The organism is Chryseobacterium sp. 14P4.3.2 (assembly GCF_057799275.1).
Window position 1 is genome coordinate 535,177 of record NZ_JBYOKO010000001.1, and the last position, 20,190, is coordinate 555,366.

Consider the following 20,190-nt stretch of genomic DNA (forward strand, 5'->3'; position numbering starts at 1 on the left):
CGGAATAATCTTGTGATTGACGGTGGATATTCTACGCAATAGTTTATTTCTTATGAAGGGTTTCAATAATCTCTTCAACACTATCAAATATTTTTTTATTGTCAAACTGACTTTCAATATTTTTTAGATTTTCTCTGATGTGGAGAACAAGATCGGGATCCGTAAGAAAGGATTTCATTCCTTTGTACATGTCATCAACATCATAACTGATGAGGTATCCTGTTTCCCGGTCTTTAATCATAAGTCCCACGTCACCTACATTGGTAGCAACAATAGGTTTCTGAAGAATCAGAGCTTCAGCAATAACCAGAGGCCATGCTTCAGATTCAGAAGGCAGAACGAAATAGTCTGCTTTTTTTATATAAGGATAAGGATTCATTTGATTTCCAATCAAAATAAAAGTTTTCTCTACATTATTACGCGCAGCCTGATCAGAAAGAGGTTTCATTTCTTCACCTTCCCCAATGACAATGATACTATGATGGAATCCTTCATCTATAAGCCTTTTGTGAGCTTCAATCAGTTTATGATAGCCTTTTCTGGAATGTAGCCGGCCAATGGAAACGAAAACCGGTCCTTCCGGGAAGTTTTGCAGCTTCTCTTCTGATTTCCTTTTAATTTCCTCAATAGGAATAGGGTTGATGATCACACTTTCTGCAGGGTAGTCTAATTTCGGATAATATTGGTGCATCATATCCTTTATTTTATGAGAGCAGTACACCATATGATCAAATTGCGGGAAACTTTTTAAGATGCCCGGAACTAAAGGCTGAAATTTGGGCACATTGATCTCAGAATGAAACCATCCTATTTTTTTAGAATTTTTATGAGTAGAGTTCAGAATAACATCATAATCTCTATAATCCATACCGATCTCTATATCAAAACTGTCATTGATGATACGGTCTGCAATAGACGAATTATTACTAAGCCTTCTAAGTTTGATTCTTCTTGCAATAAGTTGAAGTTTTTGCAATAGAGAATTGCGTGAAAAATCTTCTTTTCCGTCAGTAAGATATACTTTTCTGACATGGCCGGGAATCTCATCACGTAATTTCCCCTGATTCAGAGTAAGACATACCGTTATTTCAAATTTATCAGTATCGAGATTGTTAAGAAGTCCCAACAATACTTTTTCTACACCTCCCATTTCCATAGAATGGTGTCTGAACAGAATTTTTATTTTTTTTTCTAACATTACCCGAAAATTGATTGTAGTGTGATTTTTATTTTTTTCTTAATGCGGAAAGGCAGCTGATGCTGGTACTGCAACAGCTCAAATATTTGCTCAGCTCCGGTATAATGATCGGGAATCTTTTTACCATTAATCATTGTAAGTCCTCTGCGCTTCATGGTACTGAAGATGACCTGGGCAAAATACTCATGAGATTTTTTTTTATTGTCATTCTGAGAAATTCCTCCCTGATGGGTTCTGTAAAAATAATTGGTGTCGTCAATGAACTGAACTTTTCCTTTTTCATACATCTTCAGATACAGATCCTGATCTTCTCCGATTTTTAAATCCGGATTCATTTTTTCCGTTTGTTCATACACTTCTTTTCTGAAAGAAACAAAATGGGCAATCTGAATAGGAAAATTGAAAAAATAGGGATCACCATTCGGAACCTGCATTGCAGATCTGAACGGAGCAATAGGTTGGAGATCCTGATCACAGGTCATGAACCTGGAGTAAGTAAGCACCGTATTTTTTTTAGCCTGAAAAATATCTATACACTGCTGGATGGCTGTAGGGGTGATGGCATCATCAGGGTCAAGAAACCCACAGATTTCACCTTCAGCAAGTTCTATCAGTTTACTTTTTGTAACACCTACACCGGAATTTTTTTCATTTTCAAAAAATTTAAATCTTTTATCTTTTGAAATCATCTCCTGCACTATTTTTTTTTCATGGTCTGATGACGCATCATCCAGAATAATGGCTTCCCAATCTTTATAGGTTTGCTTCTGTATACTGTCAAAACAGTCTTTGAAGAAATGAGCATTATTATAGTGGGCAATAAGAATGGAAAACTTCATTAATGGTTCTTAAAAATTAATTCTTGATGATTGACTACTGTTGTATTGGGTGGAATATCTTTATGAATAGTGCAGCCTGCTCCTATGATACAGTTGTCCCCGATAGTGACTCCTTTCAGGACAGTGACATTGCTTCCGAGCCAGCAGTTTTTCCCGATTTTAATGGGTGCTGTAGTAAATTCAGACGGGAACAGTTGAAACTCCGGATGGGTATGGTAAGCATGGTTGTGGTCATATAGCTTTACGCTTTCTCCGAATAAAGTATTGTCCCCAATAGAAATATTTTCGAGACAATTGATAGAGCAGAAATTGTTCATGAAAAAATTATTTCCGATTTCCAGACTGGCATTCTGCTGTACAAGAACATGAACATAGTTTCTGAAACTGGCAGAATCACCGATCGTAACTTTTTTTAAATTATCATGTAAAATAAAATGGTCACTGATCCCGAGCTTTATCCCCCTAAAGGAAACGTTAGGATGTTTTGTGAGTCGTGAAATCTGACTTTTCCGCTGAAGTTTTGCTAGTATTTCATAAAGCATAATAAGATTTATTTCAACATTTGTATTCTACAAATATAATTTGTTTTAGATAATTATAAGAATAAATCTTATTTTTGTGCCTTAAAATTAATACTTTATACAAAATAAAATGGTTTGCATACTGAAGCTAATCTATTTTGAGAAAGTAAAGCACTTTGTGTTTCTGTGAAGATAAGTCAGATTACATTTACCCGGTTTATTGCTGCAATGGCAATTGTTATTTCCCATTTCAATAAAGATCTGTTTTTATACAAAATAGATTATATTTCCAATCTTTTTCTAAGGGCGAATGTGGGCGTCAGCTACTTTTTTATTCTTTCGGGCTTTATTATGATTATAGCCTACCATAAAAAGGATAAAATAGACTATTTTGAATTTTATAAAAACAGATTTGCCAGGATCTATCCGCTGTATATAGTGGGGCTCCTGCTTTATTTTATAACAAGGTCTGATCTATTCGATGGGTATAAGCTTGTTTTATATAGTCTGGGCATTCAGACCTGGATACCTGGTGAAGCGATGATCCTTAATTTTCCGGGATGGTCTATTTCGGTAGAATTTTTATTCTATCTGCTTTTTCCTCTCTTATACAATCACTTCTACTCGAAGAAAAATAAAACTATTTGGGTCGTTACCATTGTTCTCTGGCTGATTACTCAGGTGTTTTCAAATCTCTATCAGATATCAGGAGCTTATGAAGGACCGCATACAAAAAGCCACGAATTTCTCTATTATTTTCCAATATGGCACCTTAACGAGTTTTTGATAGGAAATCTCGCGGGGATGTTTTTTGTGAAAAACTTTAAACAGAAAAATTATGAGGTTCAGGTGATTCTTATCTTTTTACTCATCCTGCTGTCACTGATGTTTGTCCCACTGTTTTACCATAACGGGCTGATGGCGCTTCTCTTTGTTCCTGCTATACTTCTGATATCTGGTAATAATGGTAAGATTACAAAACTGTTTTCTATGAAGCCACTAGAATATCTGGGAGAGATCAGTTATGCGGTATATATCACCCATATTCCCGTTCTTTATCTCCTCAGGGAGTTTTTAAAAATGCAGGGATATCAGTTCAACAGCAATATTGTATTTGCAATATACATGATCGTTATACTCATTACTTCGGTACTTTTTTATCAATGTATTGAAAAGCCGATGCGTAACCTTCTGAGGAAAATAAGCTTTACAAAGCAGTAAATATTCATTTGTTTTCTATAAACTAAATGTTTAGTTTATTTAAGTATTTGTTTGTTTTTCAGAAGTATTGTACATTAAAAAAGGTCTTTTCTGAAATTAATATTGTAAAGTCCTGATCGTATGCTTCGGTAATCTGTTAAAAGATACCTGCTGATCATTCCCCATTTTTTGAGGAGGGGAGCGTTGGCAATGCGGAAGCTTCTGTAAACTCTTTTGATGTGGAGCTTAATTTCTTCAGGAACTGTACTTTCATTTTGTGCCCAATTGTTCACTTCTTTCCATAGGATAACTCTTGTTGCCGCAGGTTTCACCTCTCTGGAATCAACTTTAGTAATCCTGTTATTTTCATGGACTCCTCTTACCGCTACAGCCTGATCGAGAATTCCGGGATATAAATTCAGATAGTAAGAGAGTCTGAATAAAAATTCTGTATCCTGATGAAGTTTTAAATGGGTTTTAAAGAAATATTCCATGTTTTTCAAAGAACTTTTCCTGATGGTCAGAGAGTCTATGCTGAATAGTCCGAAAGTTCCGATCATATTAAGCTGACCCGGAAATACATCTTTTGGATGGTATTTTTTGTAAACAGTCGTTAATCGGTCTCCAAATACTTTGTAATACTGTTCTTTTGCCTTATCTGAATAGTAATGAACCCCAATTGCTCCATATACGCCATCTACCTCATCATTTTTGAAGAGTTCTTTTTCTGCATCAAAGCGGTTAGGAAGATAATAATCATCTGCATCCAAAAATGCGATGAAATCTCCCCCTGCTTTTTCCATACCAAGGTTTCTGCTGGCTCCGGCTCCGTGGTTGCCTTTATCAGGATGCTGATACAGCTTTACTCTGTCATACTTTTCGGTAAGTTCCCTGCACACCTGCAGCGCATTGTCGGGAGATTTATCTTCTACCATGACCACTTCATATACATCTTCGAATTGAAGAGCAGATTCTACAGCCTGAGAGATATATTTTTCAGCGTTATAAACGGGAATAATGACGGAAATTTTCATTTTTTTCAGAGTTATGCTTTTAATTTTATTTTTAAGTAACGGGTTATTTTTTTCTCTACGAAATAATACAGCAATGCAGCCACTATAATCACCAGAATAATTTTAAGAAGGAAAAAAGGGATATTTAGATAACCTTCGATTTTCATTTTTTTAAAAATAATTCCCACAAAAGGATGTGAGAGATATAACGAGTAGGAAATATCCCCGAGGAAAATTAAAAATTTATTTCCCTTAAAATGAAATACATAATCAAAACTTAGGAAAGAAAAGACAAATAAAGAGATAATGGCTAGTTTTATCATGTCATTATCAATAGGGATAATGCTAAGTAAAACCAGTATAAAAGAACCTATTCCTGCCACAGACAGTAATGCTGCCAAATTTTTTGAAACAGTGACTTTATTGAGCAAGAGCGCGAAGAGTATCCCCACTACAAAATAAAGATTCAGAGAATGGGTGGCCATTTTGAGGTAGGGACTTTCAAACCTGAAAAAATACCCAATAACAGAGGTTAGGATGAAAAAAGCCACAATAAAATAATATCTCTTTTCTTTAAAGAATAACGAAAGTCCAAATATGAGATAAAAGAACATCTCAAAATTTAACGACCAGCCCAAAAAAAGTACAGGAAAATCTTTTTTTGTAGGAATAAATAACAGCGAATGGATGAGCTCATAAAGTCCCTGCCCATGAAAATACAGCAGGAAGCTTCCTCCGGGTATCATGGCTGCCAATGTCAGCAGATAATACAGAGGAACAATCCTTATGATCCTTCTTTTATAAAAAAGAGTTATCTGCTGAAAAGGTTTGGAGCTGAAATTTATTTTTTGAGTAGTGAAAGCCATTATAAACCCGCTGATAATAAAGAACACAGGAACTCCTATACTTCCTTTACTGAACAATATTTCCCCCATGTTCAGATCCGGGAAATTGATGGTATCACGAAAGTGGAAACAGCATACTAATAATGCTGAGATCCCCCTTAATATCTGCAGGTTGTTGAGTTTCATAATTGCTAATGAACTTATTTTTTTAAAATCTTTTTAACAATAAGCCCCATCACAAAAGGAACACGTGCAATATTATGCTGCAATGTTTTAAAACGGTCTATGGTAAACCTCGTATCTTCAGTCATTCCATATTCTGAGAAATCAACTTCTGGTACTGCTTTATGTTTAAAGGTTACATTCATCAGGTTGTATTGATGGATAATCTGTATGTACATTTCCTTACTGTCTTCCACAGAGAAATTTTCATAATGACGGTAACTGTTATGGGCCCTTTCTTTCAACATGGTTTTAAAATTGTCCACACTTTCCGCTAAGCTTACAAACGGATTTACGACTGCATTATATACATTTACCACCGCTTTACGGCCCGGCAGCATAGTAAGCTGATAACCTCTTCTTAAATCAATCACCAGATCATGAATCGGTTTGAAGTGCTCCTGTACCGTTTTTATATAGTCCTGATGAAGCATATCATCGTTATCCAGTTCACTGGTAATAACAAATTTTGTATCCGGAGTAAAGAATTGTGGAATGACCTCTACGGCTTTAGTTTTCATCACATCAAAATCCTCTACAAATACCGCTTTGAAAATAGGATATTCGGTTTCTATTTCTTTTATGATTTTTCTGAATTTATCAGAAGTATTTGTATCGAAAAATGTTAACCAGACATAATTTTGGTTGGTCTGATTTTTATAAGAAGGAAGTACATAGGTTCTGAATAATTTGAAACGGTCATCCAGCCATTCTTCTGTAAGGGGTTTAAAGCCTGATCGGGTCTCGTTCCAGCCTTTTGTGGGAACATTGAATCTTGTCATGATAACGTGTACAAACTGACTCATCTGAATAAATTTATTAAAAAGTTATATATTTTGTATGGTTTACTGCTGTATATTTTCTCCAATTTTTTCTCATAGAAAGTTTTTCTGTTTAACAGAGAAATATAACTGGGAAAAAATTCATGAAACAGTGCTTTGTGTTTTTCATATACCGTGTTATAGGTGATTTCTTTTTTATCGTTATTCTTTATAACATCATTATTTCTGGAGCTGACAGCATGAGATCTATAGTTGAATACAGGATAATCAATCTTGGTAATAGGAAGGTTAGGATGAGAAGAAATAAGCTGGATCCAGAATTCCCAATCTTCGAATCCATAGATAAGATTTTCATCATAAATGATCCCTTCGTCAAAATATTTTTTGGGGAACATTGAGGTACAAAATAGTTTATTTTGAAGCAGTAGTTCTTTAAGACTGAATTTTTCCTGTAAACCGGATGTTGTATTAGTGTGACCAAAGAAAATTGTATCCGAAAATACGATCAATGTTTCTTTATTTTTTTCAAATACTTCCAGCATTTTTTCCAAAGCCTGGGGGTTAAAGGTATCATCTGCATCCAAAGGCAAAATATAATCTCCTGTAGCGGATTTTATACCTTTGTTTCTGGCGCTGGATACTCCTTTGTTCTCCTGACGAATATAGTGTATTTTATCACTTATCAATTTTGAAGCTATACTTGCAGTATCATCAGTAGAACCATCATCCACGATAATACATTCCCAATTGGTATAGGTTTGCTCTTTGATGGATTGTATACATTCTTCCAGGTATTTTGCATGATTAAAACTGGGAACAATGATGGAAACTTTATTTGTCATTAAGTATGTTTTTACTTTATAAATAGGCTGAAAATAATTTTTTTAAATAGTCTTCAGAAGAAATTCCTCTAAAAAAAGATTCCGTAAGAGGATTGAATTCAATATTATAGTACGAACCTTCATCAATATTCTCATACATCGCTTTTTTTTCTAAATAGCCTTCAAGCTGAAGCAGAATTTCAGACAATGAATACTGATAAGGGTAAGTGAGATTGATGATTTCATTATTGAATTCATCAATATAACGTTCCGCAAATAAAGCGATATCATCTGTACCAATAAGGATTCTTCTGGCATTGGTGTGAATGGTAAACTTATTTCCGGACAGGATTGAATTTTTCAGGAAGTTAATTAAAGTGTTTGGATTTCCTCCATGGCCTACCGCATTTCCAACTCTGAAAATGATAAAATTCTTACAGTGCTCTGCAATCCATTTTTCAGCGTTAAGTTTATGAATAACATACGGACTGTTTTTCTTAGTGGGGTCATAAATGCTGCAGGTGGAAAAATAGATCAGTTTTTTATCTGAAAATTCTTTAACAGTAGATTGTAAAAGAGAGATTTCCCTTTCAAATTCAGCCGGATTTTTTTCCAGAGAGTTTGATACCCCGGATGCGAAAAAAATTACATCTCCTCTGTCATAAGGTCTTACAGCATTTGCCAGAATTCCATTACCAATAATCATATACTTTTTTGTCTAATTAAGGGGTATTATAAATACTTAAAGATTTTAAATAATCCCAGTTGATCACCCAATTTTGCCCATTTTGATTTTTTAACCTGATCCAGTTTATGGAGTACCTTTTCATACTTTCCTTTGGAAACATACCTTTCAAGAAAAAGATCTTCAATATTGATATTCCTTCTTTCTGCCATTTTGATCATGGCTACCCAGTGCCAGAAGACTGCCTTATCTTCATTTGTGGTGGTGGAAATTCCATTTTTATGAATTCTGTATAAGTATAAATCTTCATCTATATATTTTACAGGTGCTGTTTCACACATTTTCATATACCAGTCTTTGTCTTCAGCAATCTTTAGAAATGGATCAATACCTGAAGTTTTTTCGTAAACACTCTTTTTTAAAGTAGCAAAGCTTGAAATTTCTCCTCTGAAATTATAGTAGGATTGATCTAATTCTGTTATTTGCTTTGCTTTATGTACGGATTTAGGCTGAAGGTGTTCATCACAAAATACCAGATTAGAATACACAAGACCTGCTTCTGGATGTTCTGCATGGGTTTTTAAAACAATTTCCAAAGCATAGGGAACTAAAGCGTCATCAGGATCCAGGAATCCGCATATAGGAGATCCGGCAAGGCTGATCAGTCTTTTTTTTGTATATCCTATTCCTTTATTTTCTTCATTTTGATAGATTCTAAACCTTGGGTCATCTCCAATGATATTTTTTATAATCTCCAAAGAATGATCGGTTGATCCATCATCCAGAATAATTGTTTCCCAGTCTGTTTCAGTCTGGGCTACTAAGCTTTGAAAACATTCTTCAAAAAAGTGCCCGTTGTTATAATTGGCGATCAGTACACTGAATTTACTCATTCTTATTTGTGTTTATTCAATATTTTTTTTAATGCTTTCAAATATCCGAAACCATACTTTCTGTCTGGTTCCAGAATGTTGCCTTCTGCCCACTCGTTCCAGGATTTAACAATCAGGAACTGTTCCGGATATTCATTTTTGTCTTCAAGATATTTGACCGCTTTTTCTACTTGCTGCTCAAATAATTCCGGAGAGTTGTTGGTCAATATGATTCCATTATAACCGCTTCGGGGAGTGTTATCCCAGTTAGGTAAAATGCAGGGGTAAGTGGGTACATTGCTTTCTTCAAATTCTAAGTCGCTGACTACTGCATTTGCATCCTGCATTCTTACTTTAGGCTGCTCTTTTTTCTTAAGTCCTACCAAGCCCTTTATTCTGTTTTTGTAATATTGGGAATGGGAGATATATTCTTTTTTTTGGATGTGCGGGTTCCACGCTTTATGAAATGCATTAGAAATTTTACCATCATATCCTATAGCTTGAAAGTCGATGTCATCACGAAGTTTATTGGACGCCATAATATACAAGCCGTCAAATCCGTTTTTCTTCGCCAGTTCTCTGAATTTTGAGATATAGTAAGGATCTCCTTCATTTAAATGATTAGCATCATAGATGATAAAAACAGGTTTGTTATCTACTTTTATATATCTTTCGTCTTTGAAGAAAGGTAAAAGATATTCAAAATGGGCAATCAGATCCTGCTCATCAGGATATTCCTGCTTGACCAGTATTTTTTCAGAAAGGCCGTGCCATATTCCGGACCAGGTTTCATTAGCCCAGCAAAAACAAAACGGGAAGTCTGGTTTTCCGGATTTCAAAACATCATTGGCTACCCTTTCTAATAGCTGTTTACCATTTCCGAACCAGTAGTGATAATAGATAAAACCATGCACACCATATTCTTTAGCCATTTGAGCCTGTTGTTCTCTTACTTCCGGAACACGCAGATCATAATATCCAAGGTCTGCAGGATATATAGGCTGCTCATGTCCTTCAAATAAAGGTTTGGCTTTTCCTACATTAGTCCATTCAGTGAATCCTTTACCCCACCATTCATCATTTTCGGGAACAGGGTGGTATTGTGGAAGATAAAAGGCAATGGGCTTTATTTTTTTCATAATCTGTTTTATAATGTTTTTATTAATCTGGCAGGAATCCCCGCAATAACAGAGTTTTCAGGAAAGCTTTTGTTGACGACCGCATTGGCCCCTATGATAGAATTTTTACCAATGGTCACTCCTGGAAGTATACATACACCTTCACCAATCCAGACATTATCTTCAATAATTACCTGACCTTTGGAGTATAATGGCCTCATATCCGGAACTTTTTCCAAATCTTCAGCAGTGATAGTGCCGTGGGAATGATCAGATATATATATTCTGCTCGCCATAAGAACATTGTTGCCAATGACAATCTTATTGATGGCTCCAATGTGAACATCAGAGTTGCAGATAACATTATCACCAATTATTATTTCAGGAGTGAATATTTCTCCCTGAAAACGATCCCAGGCCTCAAGTCTTAGGTGGTATAAAGAGCTGAAATTTTTACCTATCGAGATATATTTAGGGTTTTTTATCCAATGATCTTCAGGGATTGCTGAATTGGCCCCGAATTTCTTAAAACTTTTTTTAGCCCATTCATTCAGCTTGTTTTGCTGGTGAATTTTATAAGCGTTAGAATTCAGTACATCGAACAAAAAATTTACAATATGTTTTTTAAAAAAATTCATATTTTTATTATTGAGAAGTGGTACAGTGCTTATGTTATTGAGTAAAAAAACTATTAATCAGAGTGATAACCTTATTCTGTTCAGTTTCAGATAATTCATAATAAAATGGCAGCCTAAGCAGACAATCTGTGAAATGATCAGAGTTAGGAATATCTATTTCAGGGTTATTGGCTAAGAAAAAGTCACTTTTATTTAAACTTAAATAATGGAAAACAGGGTGAATATCCTGAGCTTTTAAATACTGAATGAGATTGGTTCTTTCATCATAACTTCTGCAAACAATATAATACATATGAGCATTATTGGTAGCATAGGACGGGATATTGGGTAAAGTAATATACCCCTTTTCCTGTAATGAAGAAAGTCCATTCTGATAATTATGCCATATCTCTAATCTTTTTTTCTGAATGATCTCGATGTTCTCCAGCTGAGCGTATAAAAAGGCTGATATGATTTCTGATGGCAAAAACGATGAGCCAAGATCTACCCAGCCATATTTATTCACTTCACCTCTGAAGAATGCACTTCTGTTAGTTCCTTTTTCACGGATCACTTCAGCCCGGTCAAAATACTGAGGATCATTAATGGCCAGCATTCCGCCTTCTCCGGCAATGATATTTTTGGTTTCATGGAAAGAGAAAGCTGCAAAATGGCCTATAGAACCTAATGCTTTTCTTGTGCCGTCTGAGAAGGTATAATAACTGTCAATAGCCTGTGCTGCATCTTCTACAACAAACAGATTATGTTTGTGGGCCAGCTGCATGATTTTTTCCATATCACAAGCTACTCCGGCATAATGCACGGGAATAATAACTTTTGTTTTTTCTGTGATATGTTTTTCTATTTCTACAGGATCTATATTAGGGTTATTATGATATGAGTCTACGAATACTATTTTGGCACCACGAAGTGCGAAAGCATTGGCTGAAGAGACAAAGGTATAACTGGGAACAATTACTTCGTCACCAGGTTCTACATTACACAGAAGAGCTGCCATTTCAAGAGCATCCGTACAAGATGTGGTCATCAGCACTTTTGGAAAATCATATTTTTGCTCAAAGAAATTCTGACATCTCTTCGTAAACATGCCGTCTCCTGATATTTTACCGCTTTTTACCGCTTCTTCTATATAGGTAAGTTCGTTACCTATAATAAAAGGTTTGTTGAATGGAATCATAGTGTTTTAAACTTAGTATCTTTAATCTTTATAAAATATTTTTCTATGTATTCAAAAGAGAAATAGCTAATAAAGATGGTTAAACTTGGGATTAATAAATAGATAAATATATTGAATAAATAAATATTATTGCAGAAATGAAGTAACTTATAAGAAATAGGGAAAATAAAAAACATGACAATAGGATGGTACATGTATATTCCATAAGAGATGTTTCCTAAAAATGAAAATGATCTATTGGTAAAAATACTTCTGTTTGACTGGTTGATACTAATTAAAATTAATAATAAGAAAAAAAATCCTGAGATTAAGCTTTGCATATAATGTTTAAAAATAGGAGTAGAGATTAAAAAAACTATTAATAGAGCTGTCGTCAGATATATGAATTTGTTTTTAGTATATTTTGTTATTATTTCAGGGTACTTTGAATAATAATATCCACCTATTCCCCCGATAGCCATGAACTCGAAAGGAATAATACTGGTAATATGTCCAACTAATGACTGAGGGAACTTCACATTGATAATAATAAAAGTGAATAATATTAATCCGAAAGCCCATATCAAAAGGTTTTTCCTTAAAAAAGATATAAGAAGAGGCCAAAGTATATAAAACTGCTCCTCAACACCTACAGACCATGATTGTGATGCTCCCACAACTTTTTTTCCTATTTCTGATGCAAGGTTTGGCAAAAAAAGGATATAAAGTAATATTGTTTTTAGACTATAATTAGAAGGATCCATTATTTTGTCATACCAATCAGAAGTAATTGAAAAAATAGTAAAAGATTGTGTGAATAATGGAATGAGAGTAAAAGAGATTAAAATAATAAGATAATATAATGGCCAAATCCTCAATATTCTTCTTAAATAGAATTTTTTTAAATTAATCGTACTATTTTTTTCTTTTTCAGAAATGAGGAGATAGGTGATAAGAAATCCACTAAGTACAAAAAATAGATAAACCCCATTTTCACCTAAATTCTCTATAAAATACTTGCTGTATTTCGAATTGAATAAGCTTCCGATATGATCACGATATTTAAATAGCTCAATATGATGAAATATTACAGCCAGAGCTGCAATAGCTCGCAACTCATTTAATCCGGTAAAAAAAATATTTTTCCTTGCTGGCTCCATATTTATCTTATAAATCTTGCAGGATTACCAACATATAATCCTGATGTATCTAAATTTTTTATCACTACTGTTCCCCCTCCCAACTGTATCTTTTCTGAGATGTTGATGTTATCAATAACGGTGCTATTTATTCCAAGAACACATTGTTCGGAAATATTTACAAATCCCGCCAGACTTACAGAAGGAGATAGAAAACAATGATCTCCTATAGTTGAGTCATGGGCCACAGAACATGAAATATTAACAAGAACGTTATCACCTATTATGACATCCTGATCGATCATGCAGTTAGGATAGATAATGGTTCCCTGTCCTATTTTTGCTGAAGGATCAACAATGCTTGTTGAATGAATAAATTGATAAAAAGGAATCTTATTTTTAAAATCTTCAAACACCTGCTTCTTAAATGCTAAGTGTTTGTATCCAATACCAATCACCAGTTCATCAAAAATATCCTGCTGAAAAGAATCATAAACGTTGCTCCTATTACCTAATACCGGAAGGTATTTTACAAGACTTCCTTTTTCTTGAAAGTCATCAAAGAAACCCACCACTTTGTCTGCTGTGTCAGTGTGAATGTGATGCAGAATCTGCTGTCCCAGATGACCGGATCCGATTATCGCAATACGTTTCATTTAAAATCAATTTTATGGTCAGACTGATAGATCAAATATCCTGAACGATCGTTGCTGGAATGTGCTTCCTGCAATGAAGGATTGGTAATTTCTTTTTTTACTATATCTTGGTTTTCTATATCATCAGAAAAGAGAGGAAGTAAGTATTCAGTATTCTTTGACAAAAAATAGACTCCTGAATATTTTTCTGACTTTATAGGTGTGGGAAAAGTGAACTGGTTTAAGGCGATATCTGTTACAGCCTGTAAATAATCAAAACCTGTAGATAGTTCTACAAGATCTGATCCAATAAAATCACCTCCCATTCTGCTTCCAATTTCAATGGGATATACTTTTCCTTTATCGGTTATAATTAACTCTACATGAGAAGCTCCATTTTCAACTTTTGTTGCCGCCAGTATTTTATAGGTAATCTCATGTATTTTATTTTTAATATCTTCAGATAATGTTGATGGCTGATGGTGGGCAAGCTCTACAAAATAGGGTGCTTTGGTTATTTCTTTATCAGTAATTGTTATGATTTTATGCTCGCCTTTCCAGCTAATTGTTTCGACACTTACTTCTTTGCCCGTTATAAATTCTTCCACCACGCAAGTCTTGCTAAATGAGTATCCGACGGCATTTTCAATAGCTTCCTTGGTGCCCTCGGGAGAATCTATTTTTATGACTCCCAGACTTCCTGACCTGTCAGCAGGTTTTATAATTAAGGGATAACTAAATAAATCAAAATCCTTTTCATTGAATGTTGAGACACTGGTAGATCTGGGAGAGTCAATGCCATGTTCTTCAAAACATTTTCTCATTAATGATTTATTGGTAGTGAGTAAAGAACATTCTATGCTGTTGCCTACCAGTTTTAAATTATCAGCAACATACGCTATTACAGGAATGCAGATATCCGTTGCTATTGTCAATATACCATCAATGTTAATCTCTTTGCATTTTCTAAGAATAGCTTCTTTTTCTAAAACTGAAATATCATAAAAATAATCAGCATATTCTTTACATACTGCTTTTCCATCATCCCAGGCAAAGCAATGTACTTCCAAACCGTTTTCTTTCGCCTTCTGAACTAAAGGTAATTGTAAATAACTAGCTCCTAATATTGCAATTTTTTTCATGATTAATAAATTGGAAAGATAATAATTTGTTCTATTAATATTACAGTGTTTCAACTTCAGGAACATCAATAGAAAATTCTTTGTTGTTCCATATTGCTTCTCCTATATCTGCCCATGGCTTATCCATCTGCTCTGAAAGAAATCCTTTTTTCCAATGATAGGGTGGGGTATCTATTTTCTTAAGTTTGATAATAAACTTCGCATCATTTAAGTCTATATTATTTCTGTATGCCCAGAAAGCGGTGAAATCACGTATTCCTTTCTTCAGATTATCCTGGTTGATTTCATTGTTGTTAACCCGGAATGACCATTTGACCCATGTAGGTCCATAATAAAGATATTTTCCCGGTGTCCCATCTTTATTAATAATTGGTAACCAGATTTCATTACCGCTTTTGTCTACACAGGTAACAGCAATAATATGATTGTATTCACTAAAGTGGTAGTCCATAAATACCCCATGATGGGTAATTCCCAAAAAAGTCTTGGTTATAGGTTCTACAGTATTTGAGATATTATTTATTACATGACCCAATGAAGTTTTTTCAAAACCTCCTTTTTTTCCAATAGAATTGTAGGAGACGATAATCTGTAATAATATGATAAAATAAAGTCCGAATTTAATTCCTGATACTTTTAGGTCTTTTAGAGTGTAATTTTGAAGAATTTTAAAATGGTCTTCATCCTGAGGAATTACAGGAGGAATATATCCACAGTTTTCCTCTGTACATCGTTCCGTATTTCTGTTTTTAGCGATGAACTTATATACGTGCTTTCCTAGGTGATAAATTCCTGGTATTCTCAAAAACCAGCTTATGGGTTTTAAATAGTTTATAGAATCAAAAACCTGGATGTAAGTATCTAAACCTTTGTATATTTTACCATTTCTTATAGAATGAATGTCATCCAGAAGATCATCAGTGGGAATGTTTTTTAGTAATGCTTCCTGTTCGGCATTATATTGTACGGTTTTGAAATCTATCCTTCCGGCAATGTCAAAATGTTGAATAATGATTTTTGTACGATTACACAGAGGGCATTCTCCGTCATAATAAAAAAACAACTGGGGTTTTCTTTTGTTTATGGCAAATAATTTTTCCCAAAATGAAACGGGAACCATTAATAAATATATTGTACACATTCCAAATCCAAACCAGGGGATTGGATAGCATATTACTATTCCCAAATGTAATCCCAGACCAATGATAAGTAGAGGGATGCGCCATTTTTTTCGGAAAAAAGTAAAAAGAAATACAGATTCAAAAAGTAAGGTAAGATATCCTAATAATAACATCAGATACTCCTGATCCAAAATAGTTGGAATCGAAATAAAATTAGTGAAAGGAAAGCTTGTAGGATACCATACTCCTAAGCCTTTAGTCCAGTAAGAAGAGGAGAATTTGTAAAATGTTGAATCAAAATATACAAATGCGACGCCTATAAAAACTGGAATAAGATAACATAATACGCTTACCTTTTTGGTAGGTTCATAATTAAAGCGGGTATTGGAATATTTGAGCTTTTGAATCAGACGGTCTAATGATAAATTTTGGGATAAAGGTAGAAACAGCATCAGGAAATTTATTCCGAGATAGGCGTAAAACATATGATACTCATAGGTGTTAATACTCCCGATAAGAATAATGGTCATCAAATAGTTGATGATGGTTGCTAATCTTGTAAACAGCCCGAATATAATGAAAACAAGGGCTGTCATCCAGATCTTGATTGGGATTCCAAAATTTATTTCAGCAGGATCCAGGAATGGTATTTTATCAAAAATCAGATGTCTGAAATAGTTGAACTGCATCACTCCACAAAGTAATATCAATGAATAAGCTATTCTGAATACAGCAAGTCCTAGTCCTGAAATTTTTTTATTATAAAGATTTTTAATCATTTGTTATTCTAAAATTTTTGAAAAAATTCTTTCAGCATATTCATAAGATGAAAATTCCTGAACCTGTCTGACTGCGTTTTTCGAGAAAACAGTATAGGAATCTTTACTGAGTTCAAAGATTTTTCTTATTCCTTCAGCTAATTTTCTGCTGTCTTTTACCGGAGCTTTATATCCGTTATAGTCGTCAATTACCATATTGGTAACAACTCCCGTATCAAATCCCACAACAGGTGTTCCACAGGCTAATGCTTCCGAAACCATCATGGGCCCGGAATCTTCGATAGATGAATTTATGAAAATATCAGCTGCCTGGTATAATAAAGCCAGCAGTCTATAATCTTTTATATAATCTATTTTTTGTTTTTTAAAGGTTACCTGGTCAAACTCTTCATTTACAGTATTGGAAACCACCAGAAGGACTATTTTTTCTTTTAATTCTATAGGTAATTCTTTATCTAATATTTTCAGAGCATCAAGTAAATAAGAAAAGCCTTTTCTGGGATCTTCCATATTTTGGGCTCCTGTTAAAATATAAAAATAATCATCTGATAAAGAGAAAATTCTTTTAGCAATTGACTTATTTTTATCATTAAGGAGCTTGGTATCGATGAGGCTGTTGATATTGTGAATTGTTTTCTGATCTTTATAGATCTTTGAATTCTGAGCCTGTGTGAATGTTAATCCTGAACCTGCAATAATCTGAAAATTAGCTTTTTGAGCATTTTCATATTTTCTGTCAAAATTATTTTTTGCGATTACTTTTTCGTCAGCTTCTATAATAGCAGGACATTTTTCATCACAACCTCTGATATAACCTTCACACCCCCAGGAGAAATGACATCCTCCGGTAAAGTGATTCATATCTACTGTAATGTTGAAAATTTTTGCCTGGGTGGCATTATAAATATTCAACAAGTCTGTACTGTTGAGGAAGTCAATGGTCATTCCTGTAAAAATAAAATTAGGTGTAAAACCAACTGTTTTTATAAGACTTTCAACATTAATATTTTCTGACAATTCATCTTTACTTAAAAAAGAGTATTTGCTGTCAGTACTAAAATTTTTTTTTGCCTGTGAGGAAGAAGCTGTTGTAAGCTTAGCTTTGAATTTATTCGTTATAGTTCTTAGTAACCCTGGATTCGCAGGAACAGAAGATTGATGACTGTAAGCTTTAATGAATTCTTCATTTTTCGTTTTATACTTTACGCACATGACAACCTCATGCCCCATATTTTTTAAAATATGAGCAACTTTATACATTGCTTCATATGCGCCGTTTAGGTCACCTGTAGATAAAATTAATATTTTTTTACTCATTTGTTTTTACATCCATATTACAGGAGGGGTAATGATTCCGTTGTCTGTATCTCCGGCAAGAAAGTTCTCATGCCCCGTTTCTATGATATTAAGTTGTACACCTCCTTTTATTATATCATACAATTCTACCGAGGGAGTATCTATAGCAACTGAAAGTACATAAGTGTTGGGAATCAGCTTTTCACCTTCTATCTTTATAGTAAAACTATTTTCGTTTTTTCCATCAAATACCTTTCTGGCGATAAAGATTACGTTTTCAAATTTGTCCAAAACAGCGATATTTACTCTGATACCAGAAGTAACCCTTCTATTGATGAAGCTTATATCAATATTAATATCTTCATTGTGTCCAAATTCTGTAGTTTCAACAGATTTGTTATTATAGATTCTGACTTTTTGGATTTGGGCTTTTTTGTTTATATCCTCAATATAGCTGAACTCAACATTAGGAGAAAGTTCATTGATGATATAGTTTTCCAATACACTGTTAATGTCTCCGTGATGGTCAACCTGTCCGTTTTTTAAAAGAATACCGGATGTACAGAGTTGCTTAACGGCGGCCATATTATGACTCACAAAAAGGATGGTTCTTCCCTCACCTTTTGTTACATCATTCATTTTCCCCAGACATTTCTTTTGAAATTCAGCATCTCCTACAGCTAAAACCTCATCTACAATAAGAATTTCAGATTCCAGGTGAGCCGCTACCGCAAAAGCTAAGCGGACATACATCCCTGAAGAATATCTTTTAACTGGAGTGTCAATGTACCTTTCAACTCCGGAAAAAGCTACGATTTCATCAAATTTACGTTTGATTTCTTTACGGGTCATTCCTAATATGGCACCATTTAAGAATACATTTTCCCGTCCTGTCATCTCAGGGTGAAACCCGGTACCTACTTCTAATAATGAAGCGATTCTACCATTGGTATATATTTTTCCTGTAGTAGGTTTTGTTACCTTACTCAACAACTTAAGCAGAGTAGATTTTCCGGCACCATTTCTTCCAATAATTCCTACAGCATCACCTTTTTCGATTTCAAAATTAATATCACGGAGAGACCAAACGTATTCAGAATCCCCTTTGGTCGCTCTGTCGTTTGCTTCCCCAATTTTCAAATAAGGATCTTCTTTTCCTCTTACTTTATACCAGAATCTGTTGAGGTCATGAGAAAGAGTACCTGTTCCGACCTGTCCCAGGCGGTATTGTTTAGATATATTTTCTGCTTTTAAAGCCAGCATATTTTTTCAATTTATATTTTTAAATAAGGAGTAATTATACAGTATCCATAAAGGTTTTTTCAACCTTATTGAAAATGACAATTCCTGCAGCCATAATGATAAGAATAATGAAAGTGCTTATACCCAGCATAAGCGGGGAGAAGTCACCAACGCCCAACCATGCATATTTAAAACATTCAAAAATTCCGGTTAAAGGATTATATAAAGCGACCTCTTTAAAAATTCCTCTAAGAGCAGAAGTAGGATAGATAACAGGAGTGGCATACATATATAAACTTACACCAAATCCCAGAAGCATACTGAGATCTTTGTATTTCGTTGTGAGAGCGGAAAATATCATTCCCAGTCCTAATGAGAAAAGCGCCATCAGTAAAATAAGAAAGGGAGTTGCAAGAATCCACCAGTTAACATGAATCTGCCCCTGACTTAAATAATATCCCCATACGATAATGAATAAAAGAAACTGCACACCAAGCCGCATAAGATTGGAAATAACAATCGATAGGGGAGTGACAAGTCTTGGGAAGTATACCTTGCCGAATATTCCTGCGTTTCCTGAAAAAGTAGAGGAAGTTGCCAGTAATGAGGAGGAAAAATAATTCCAAAGAGTAACACCTGCCAGATAAAAGAGTAGAGGGGGAGCGCCGTCAGTGGGTAACTTGGCAATTCTGCCAAAAATTACCAGATATACAATAGTTGTTAAAATAGGATTGATAAAAAACCATACCGGGCCCAGGATAGTTTGTTTAAAGCTGGAAACAAAATCTCTTTTGACAAACATATAGACAAGATCTTTGTATTTCCAGACCTCCTTTAGCTTCAAGTCAAATAACGAATGATCTGCATCAATCGTTTCTGTCCACTTTTGTTGTGGTTCATTCATCTGTGTAAGTTTTTGCAAATTT

20 protein-coding genes are annotated in these 20,190 nt (G+C 34.4%); 1 reads left to right on the forward strand and 19 read right to left on the reverse strand.

The window, feature by feature from the left end; all coding sequences use genetic code 11:
• Window positions 1–43: 43 nt before the first annotated feature.
• From AC27VX_RS02440 to AC27VX_RS02450, 3 genes are read right to left on the reverse strand one after another with little or no spacing between them, the layout of a single operon-like run.
• Window positions 44–1,198 carry a glycosyltransferase gene (locus AC27VX_RS02440; protein ID WP_488693685.1) on the reverse strand — a complete coding sequence of 385 codons (1,155 nt, stop codon included), beginning with the start codon at window positions 1,196–1,198 and terminating at the stop codon, window positions 44–46.
• Window positions 1,198–2,037 carry a glycosyltransferase family 2 protein gene (locus AC27VX_RS02445; protein ID WP_488693687.1) on the reverse strand — a complete coding sequence of 280 codons (840 nt, stop codon included), beginning with the start codon at window positions 2,035–2,037 and terminating at the stop codon, window positions 1,198–1,200. Before AC27VX_RS02445 ends, AC27VX_RS02440 begins: the two co-directional genes overlap by 1 nt.
• Window positions 2,037–2,579, reverse strand: a complete 543-nt coding sequence (locus AC27VX_RS02450) for an acyltransferase (RefSeq protein ID WP_300691415.1) — start codon at window positions 2,577–2,579, stop codon at window positions 2,037–2,039. Before AC27VX_RS02450 ends, AC27VX_RS02445 begins: the two co-directional genes overlap by 1 nt.
• Before the next feature lie 165 nt (window positions 2,580–2,744).
• On the opposite strand from AC27VX_RS02450, the gene AC27VX_RS02455 reads away from it, so the two are divergent.
• Entirely contained in the window at window positions 2,745–3,779 is a 1,035-nt protein-coding gene (locus AC27VX_RS02455; RefSeq protein ID WP_488693689.1) for an acyltransferase family protein, read from the forward strand.
• Between the two features lie 74 nt (window positions 3,780–3,853).
• On the opposite strand, the gene AC27VX_RS02460 is transcribed toward AC27VX_RS02455, so the two are convergent.
• The 16 genes from AC27VX_RS02460 to AC27VX_RS02535 are packed head-to-tail and all read right to left on the reverse strand — an operon-like array spanning window position 3,854 to window position 20,168.
• Window positions 3,854–4,792, reverse strand: coding sequence for a glycosyltransferase family 2 protein (locus AC27VX_RS02460; protein WP_300691411.1), 939 nt, complete (start codon window positions 4,790–4,792; stop codon window positions 3,854–3,856).
• Between the two features lie 11 nt (window positions 4,793–4,803).
• Window positions 4,804–5,802, reverse strand: a complete 999-nt coding sequence (locus AC27VX_RS02465; RefSeq protein WP_488693691.1) for an acyltransferase family protein — start codon at window positions 5,800–5,802, stop codon at window positions 4,804–4,806.
• 14 nt (window positions 5,803–5,816) lie between these two features.
• The gene (locus tag AC27VX_RS02470; protein ID WP_236857024.1) at window positions 5,817–6,644 is read right to left on the reverse strand and encodes a glycosyltransferase; all 828 of its coding nucleotides are present in this window, start codon (window positions 6,642–6,644) and stop codon (window positions 5,817–5,819) included.
• Window positions 6,641–7,462 (reverse strand): glycosyltransferase family 2 protein, encoded by an 822-nt coding sequence (locus AC27VX_RS02475; RefSeq protein WP_488693693.1) that lies wholly within the window; start codon window positions 7,460–7,462, stop codon window positions 6,641–6,643. The genes AC27VX_RS02470 and AC27VX_RS02475 overlap by 4 nt, the downstream gene beginning before the upstream one ends.
• A 16-nt stretch (window positions 7,463–7,478) precedes the next feature.
• Window positions 7,479–8,147: an NAD-dependent epimerase/dehydratase family protein gene (locus tag AC27VX_RS02480; protein WP_236857026.1), complete on the reverse strand. Its 669-nt coding sequence runs from the start codon at window positions 8,145–8,147 to the stop codon at window positions 7,479–7,481.
• A gap of 26 nt (window positions 8,148–8,173) precedes the next feature.
• Complete coding sequence (locus AC27VX_RS02485; RefSeq protein ID WP_488693695.1) at window positions 8,174–9,019, reverse strand: glycosyltransferase family 2 protein; 846 nt, start codon at window positions 9,017–9,019, stop codon at window positions 8,174–8,176.
• 2 nt (window positions 9,020–9,021) lie between these two features.
• A complete protein-coding gene (locus AC27VX_RS02490) occupies window positions 9,022–10,137 on the reverse strand; it encodes a glycosyltransferase WbsX family protein (protein ID WP_300691401.1) in 1,116 nt (371 codons plus the stop codon).
• Window positions 10,138–10,145: 8 nt separating this feature from the next.
• Window positions 10,146–10,754: a DapH/DapD/GlmU-related protein gene (locus tag AC27VX_RS02495; RefSeq protein WP_488693697.1), complete on the reverse strand. Its 609-nt coding sequence runs from the start codon at window positions 10,752–10,754 to the stop codon at window positions 10,146–10,148.
• A gap of 34 nt (window positions 10,755–10,788) precedes the next feature.
• A complete protein-coding gene (rffA, locus tag AC27VX_RS02500) occupies window positions 10,789–11,931 on the reverse strand; it encodes a dTDP-4-amino-4,6-dideoxygalactose transaminase (RefSeq protein ID WP_488693699.1) in 1,143 nt (380 codons plus the stop codon).
• Complete coding sequence (locus AC27VX_RS02505) at window positions 11,928–13,070, reverse strand: acyltransferase family protein (RefSeq protein WP_488693701.1); 1,143 nt, start codon at window positions 13,068–13,070, stop codon at window positions 11,928–11,930. The genes rffA and AC27VX_RS02505 overlap by 4 nt, the downstream gene beginning before the upstream one ends.
• Window positions 13,071–13,072: 2 nt before the next feature.
• The gene (locus AC27VX_RS02510; protein WP_488693703.1) at window positions 13,073–13,705 is read right to left on the reverse strand and encodes an acetyltransferase; all 633 of its coding nucleotides are present in this window, start codon (window positions 13,703–13,705) and stop codon (window positions 13,073–13,075) included.
• Window positions 13,702–14,826 (reverse strand): ATP-grasp domain-containing protein, encoded by a 1,125-nt coding sequence (locus AC27VX_RS02515; RefSeq protein WP_488693705.1) that lies wholly within the window; start codon window positions 14,824–14,826, stop codon window positions 13,702–13,704. Before AC27VX_RS02515 ends, AC27VX_RS02510 begins: the two co-directional genes overlap by 4 nt.
• Window positions 14,827–14,866: 40 nt before the next feature.
• Window positions 14,867–16,726, reverse strand: a complete 1,860-nt coding sequence (locus AC27VX_RS02520; protein ID WP_488693707.1) for a DCC1-like thiol-disulfide oxidoreductase family protein — start codon at window positions 16,724–16,726, stop codon at window positions 14,867–14,869.
• Between the two features lie 3 nt (window positions 16,727–16,729).
• Window positions 16,730–18,043, reverse strand: coding sequence for a glycosyltransferase (locus tag AC27VX_RS02525; protein ID WP_488693709.1), 1,314 nt, complete (start codon window positions 18,041–18,043; stop codon window positions 16,730–16,732).
• Between the two features lie 6 nt (window positions 18,044–18,049).
• Window positions 18,050–19,285 (reverse strand): ABC transporter ATP-binding protein, encoded by a 1,236-nt coding sequence (locus AC27VX_RS02530; protein WP_300691377.1) that lies wholly within the window; start codon window positions 19,283–19,285, stop codon window positions 18,050–18,052.
• 34 nt (window positions 19,286–19,319) lie between these two features.
• Window positions 19,320–20,168: an ABC transporter permease gene (locus AC27VX_RS02535; RefSeq protein WP_236857036.1), complete on the reverse strand. Its 849-nt coding sequence runs from the start codon at window positions 20,166–20,168 to the stop codon at window positions 19,320–19,322.
• Window positions 20,169–20,190: the final 22 nt, after the last annotated feature.

Excerpts from the sequence above, each read along its gene's own strand:
- AC27VX_RS02475 (WP_488693693.1), bottom strand. The coding sequence starts at position 7,462 with ATGACAAATAAAGTTTCCATCATTGTTCCCAGTTTTAATCATGCAAAA.
- AC27VX_RS02520 (WP_488693707.1), bottom strand. The coding sequence starts at position 16,726 with ATGATTAAAAATCTTTATAATAAAAAAATTTCAGGACTAGGACTTGCT.
- AC27VX_RS02495 (WP_488693697.1), bottom strand. The coding sequence starts at position 10,754 with ATGAATTTTTTTAAAAAACATATTGTAAATTTTTTGTTCGATGTACTG.
- AC27VX_RS02470 (WP_236857024.1), bottom strand. The coding sequence starts at position 6,644 with ATGAGTCAGTTTGTACACGTTATCATGACAAGATTCAATGTTCCCACA.
- AC27VX_RS02490 (WP_300691401.1), bottom strand. The coding sequence starts at position 10,137 with ATGAAAAAAATAAAGCCCATTGCCTTTTATCTTCCACAATACCACCCT.
- AC27VX_RS02535 (WP_236857036.1), bottom strand. The coding sequence starts at position 20,168 with ATGAATGAACCACAACAAAAGTGGACAGAAACGATTGATGCAGATCAT.
- AC27VX_RS02440 (WP_488693685.1), bottom strand. The coding sequence starts at position 1,198 with ATGTTAGAAAAAAAAATAAAAATTCTGTTCAGACACCATTCTATGGAA.
- AC27VX_RS02485 (WP_488693695.1), bottom strand. The coding sequence starts at position 9,019 with ATGAGTAAATTCAGTGTACTGATCGCCAATTATAACAACGGGCACTTT.
- AC27VX_RS02450 (WP_300691415.1), bottom strand. The coding sequence starts at position 2,579 with ATGCTTTATGAAATACTAGCAAAACTTCAGCGGAAAAGTCAGATTTCA.
- AC27VX_RS02460 (WP_300691411.1), bottom strand. The coding sequence starts at position 4,792 with ATGAAAATTTCCGTCATTATTCCCGTTTATAACGCTGAAAAATATATC.
- AC27VX_RS02525 (WP_488693709.1), bottom strand. The coding sequence starts at position 18,043 with ATGAGTAAAAAAATATTAATTTTATCTACAGGTGACCTAAACGGCGCA.
- AC27VX_RS02445 (WP_488693687.1), bottom strand. The coding sequence starts at position 2,037 with ATGAAGTTTTCCATTCTTATTGCCCACTATAATAATGCTCATTTCTTC.
- AC27VX_RS02505 (WP_488693701.1), bottom strand. The coding sequence starts at position 13,070 with ATGGAGCCAGCAAGGAAAAATATTTTTTTTACCGGATTAAATGAGTTG.
- AC27VX_RS02510 (WP_488693703.1), bottom strand. The coding sequence starts at position 13,705 with ATGAAACGTATTGCGATAATCGGATCCGGTCATCTGGGACAGCAGATT.
- rffA (WP_488693699.1), bottom strand. The coding sequence starts at position 11,931 with ATGATTCCATTCAACAAACCTTTTATTATAGGTAACGAACTTACCTAT.
- AC27VX_RS02530 (WP_300691377.1), bottom strand. The coding sequence starts at position 19,285 with ATGCTGGCTTTAAAAGCAGAAAATATATCTAAACAATACCGCCTGGGA.
- AC27VX_RS02480 (WP_236857026.1), bottom strand. The coding sequence starts at position 8,147 with ATGATTATTGGTAATGGAATTCTGGCAAATGCTGTAAGACCTTATGAC.
- AC27VX_RS02465 (WP_488693691.1), bottom strand. The coding sequence starts at position 5,802 with ATGAAACTCAACAACCTGCAGATATTAAGGGGGATCTCAGCATTATTA.
- AC27VX_RS02515 (WP_488693705.1), bottom strand. The coding sequence starts at position 14,826 with ATGAAAAAAATTGCAATATTAGGAGCTAGTTATTTACAATTACCTTTA.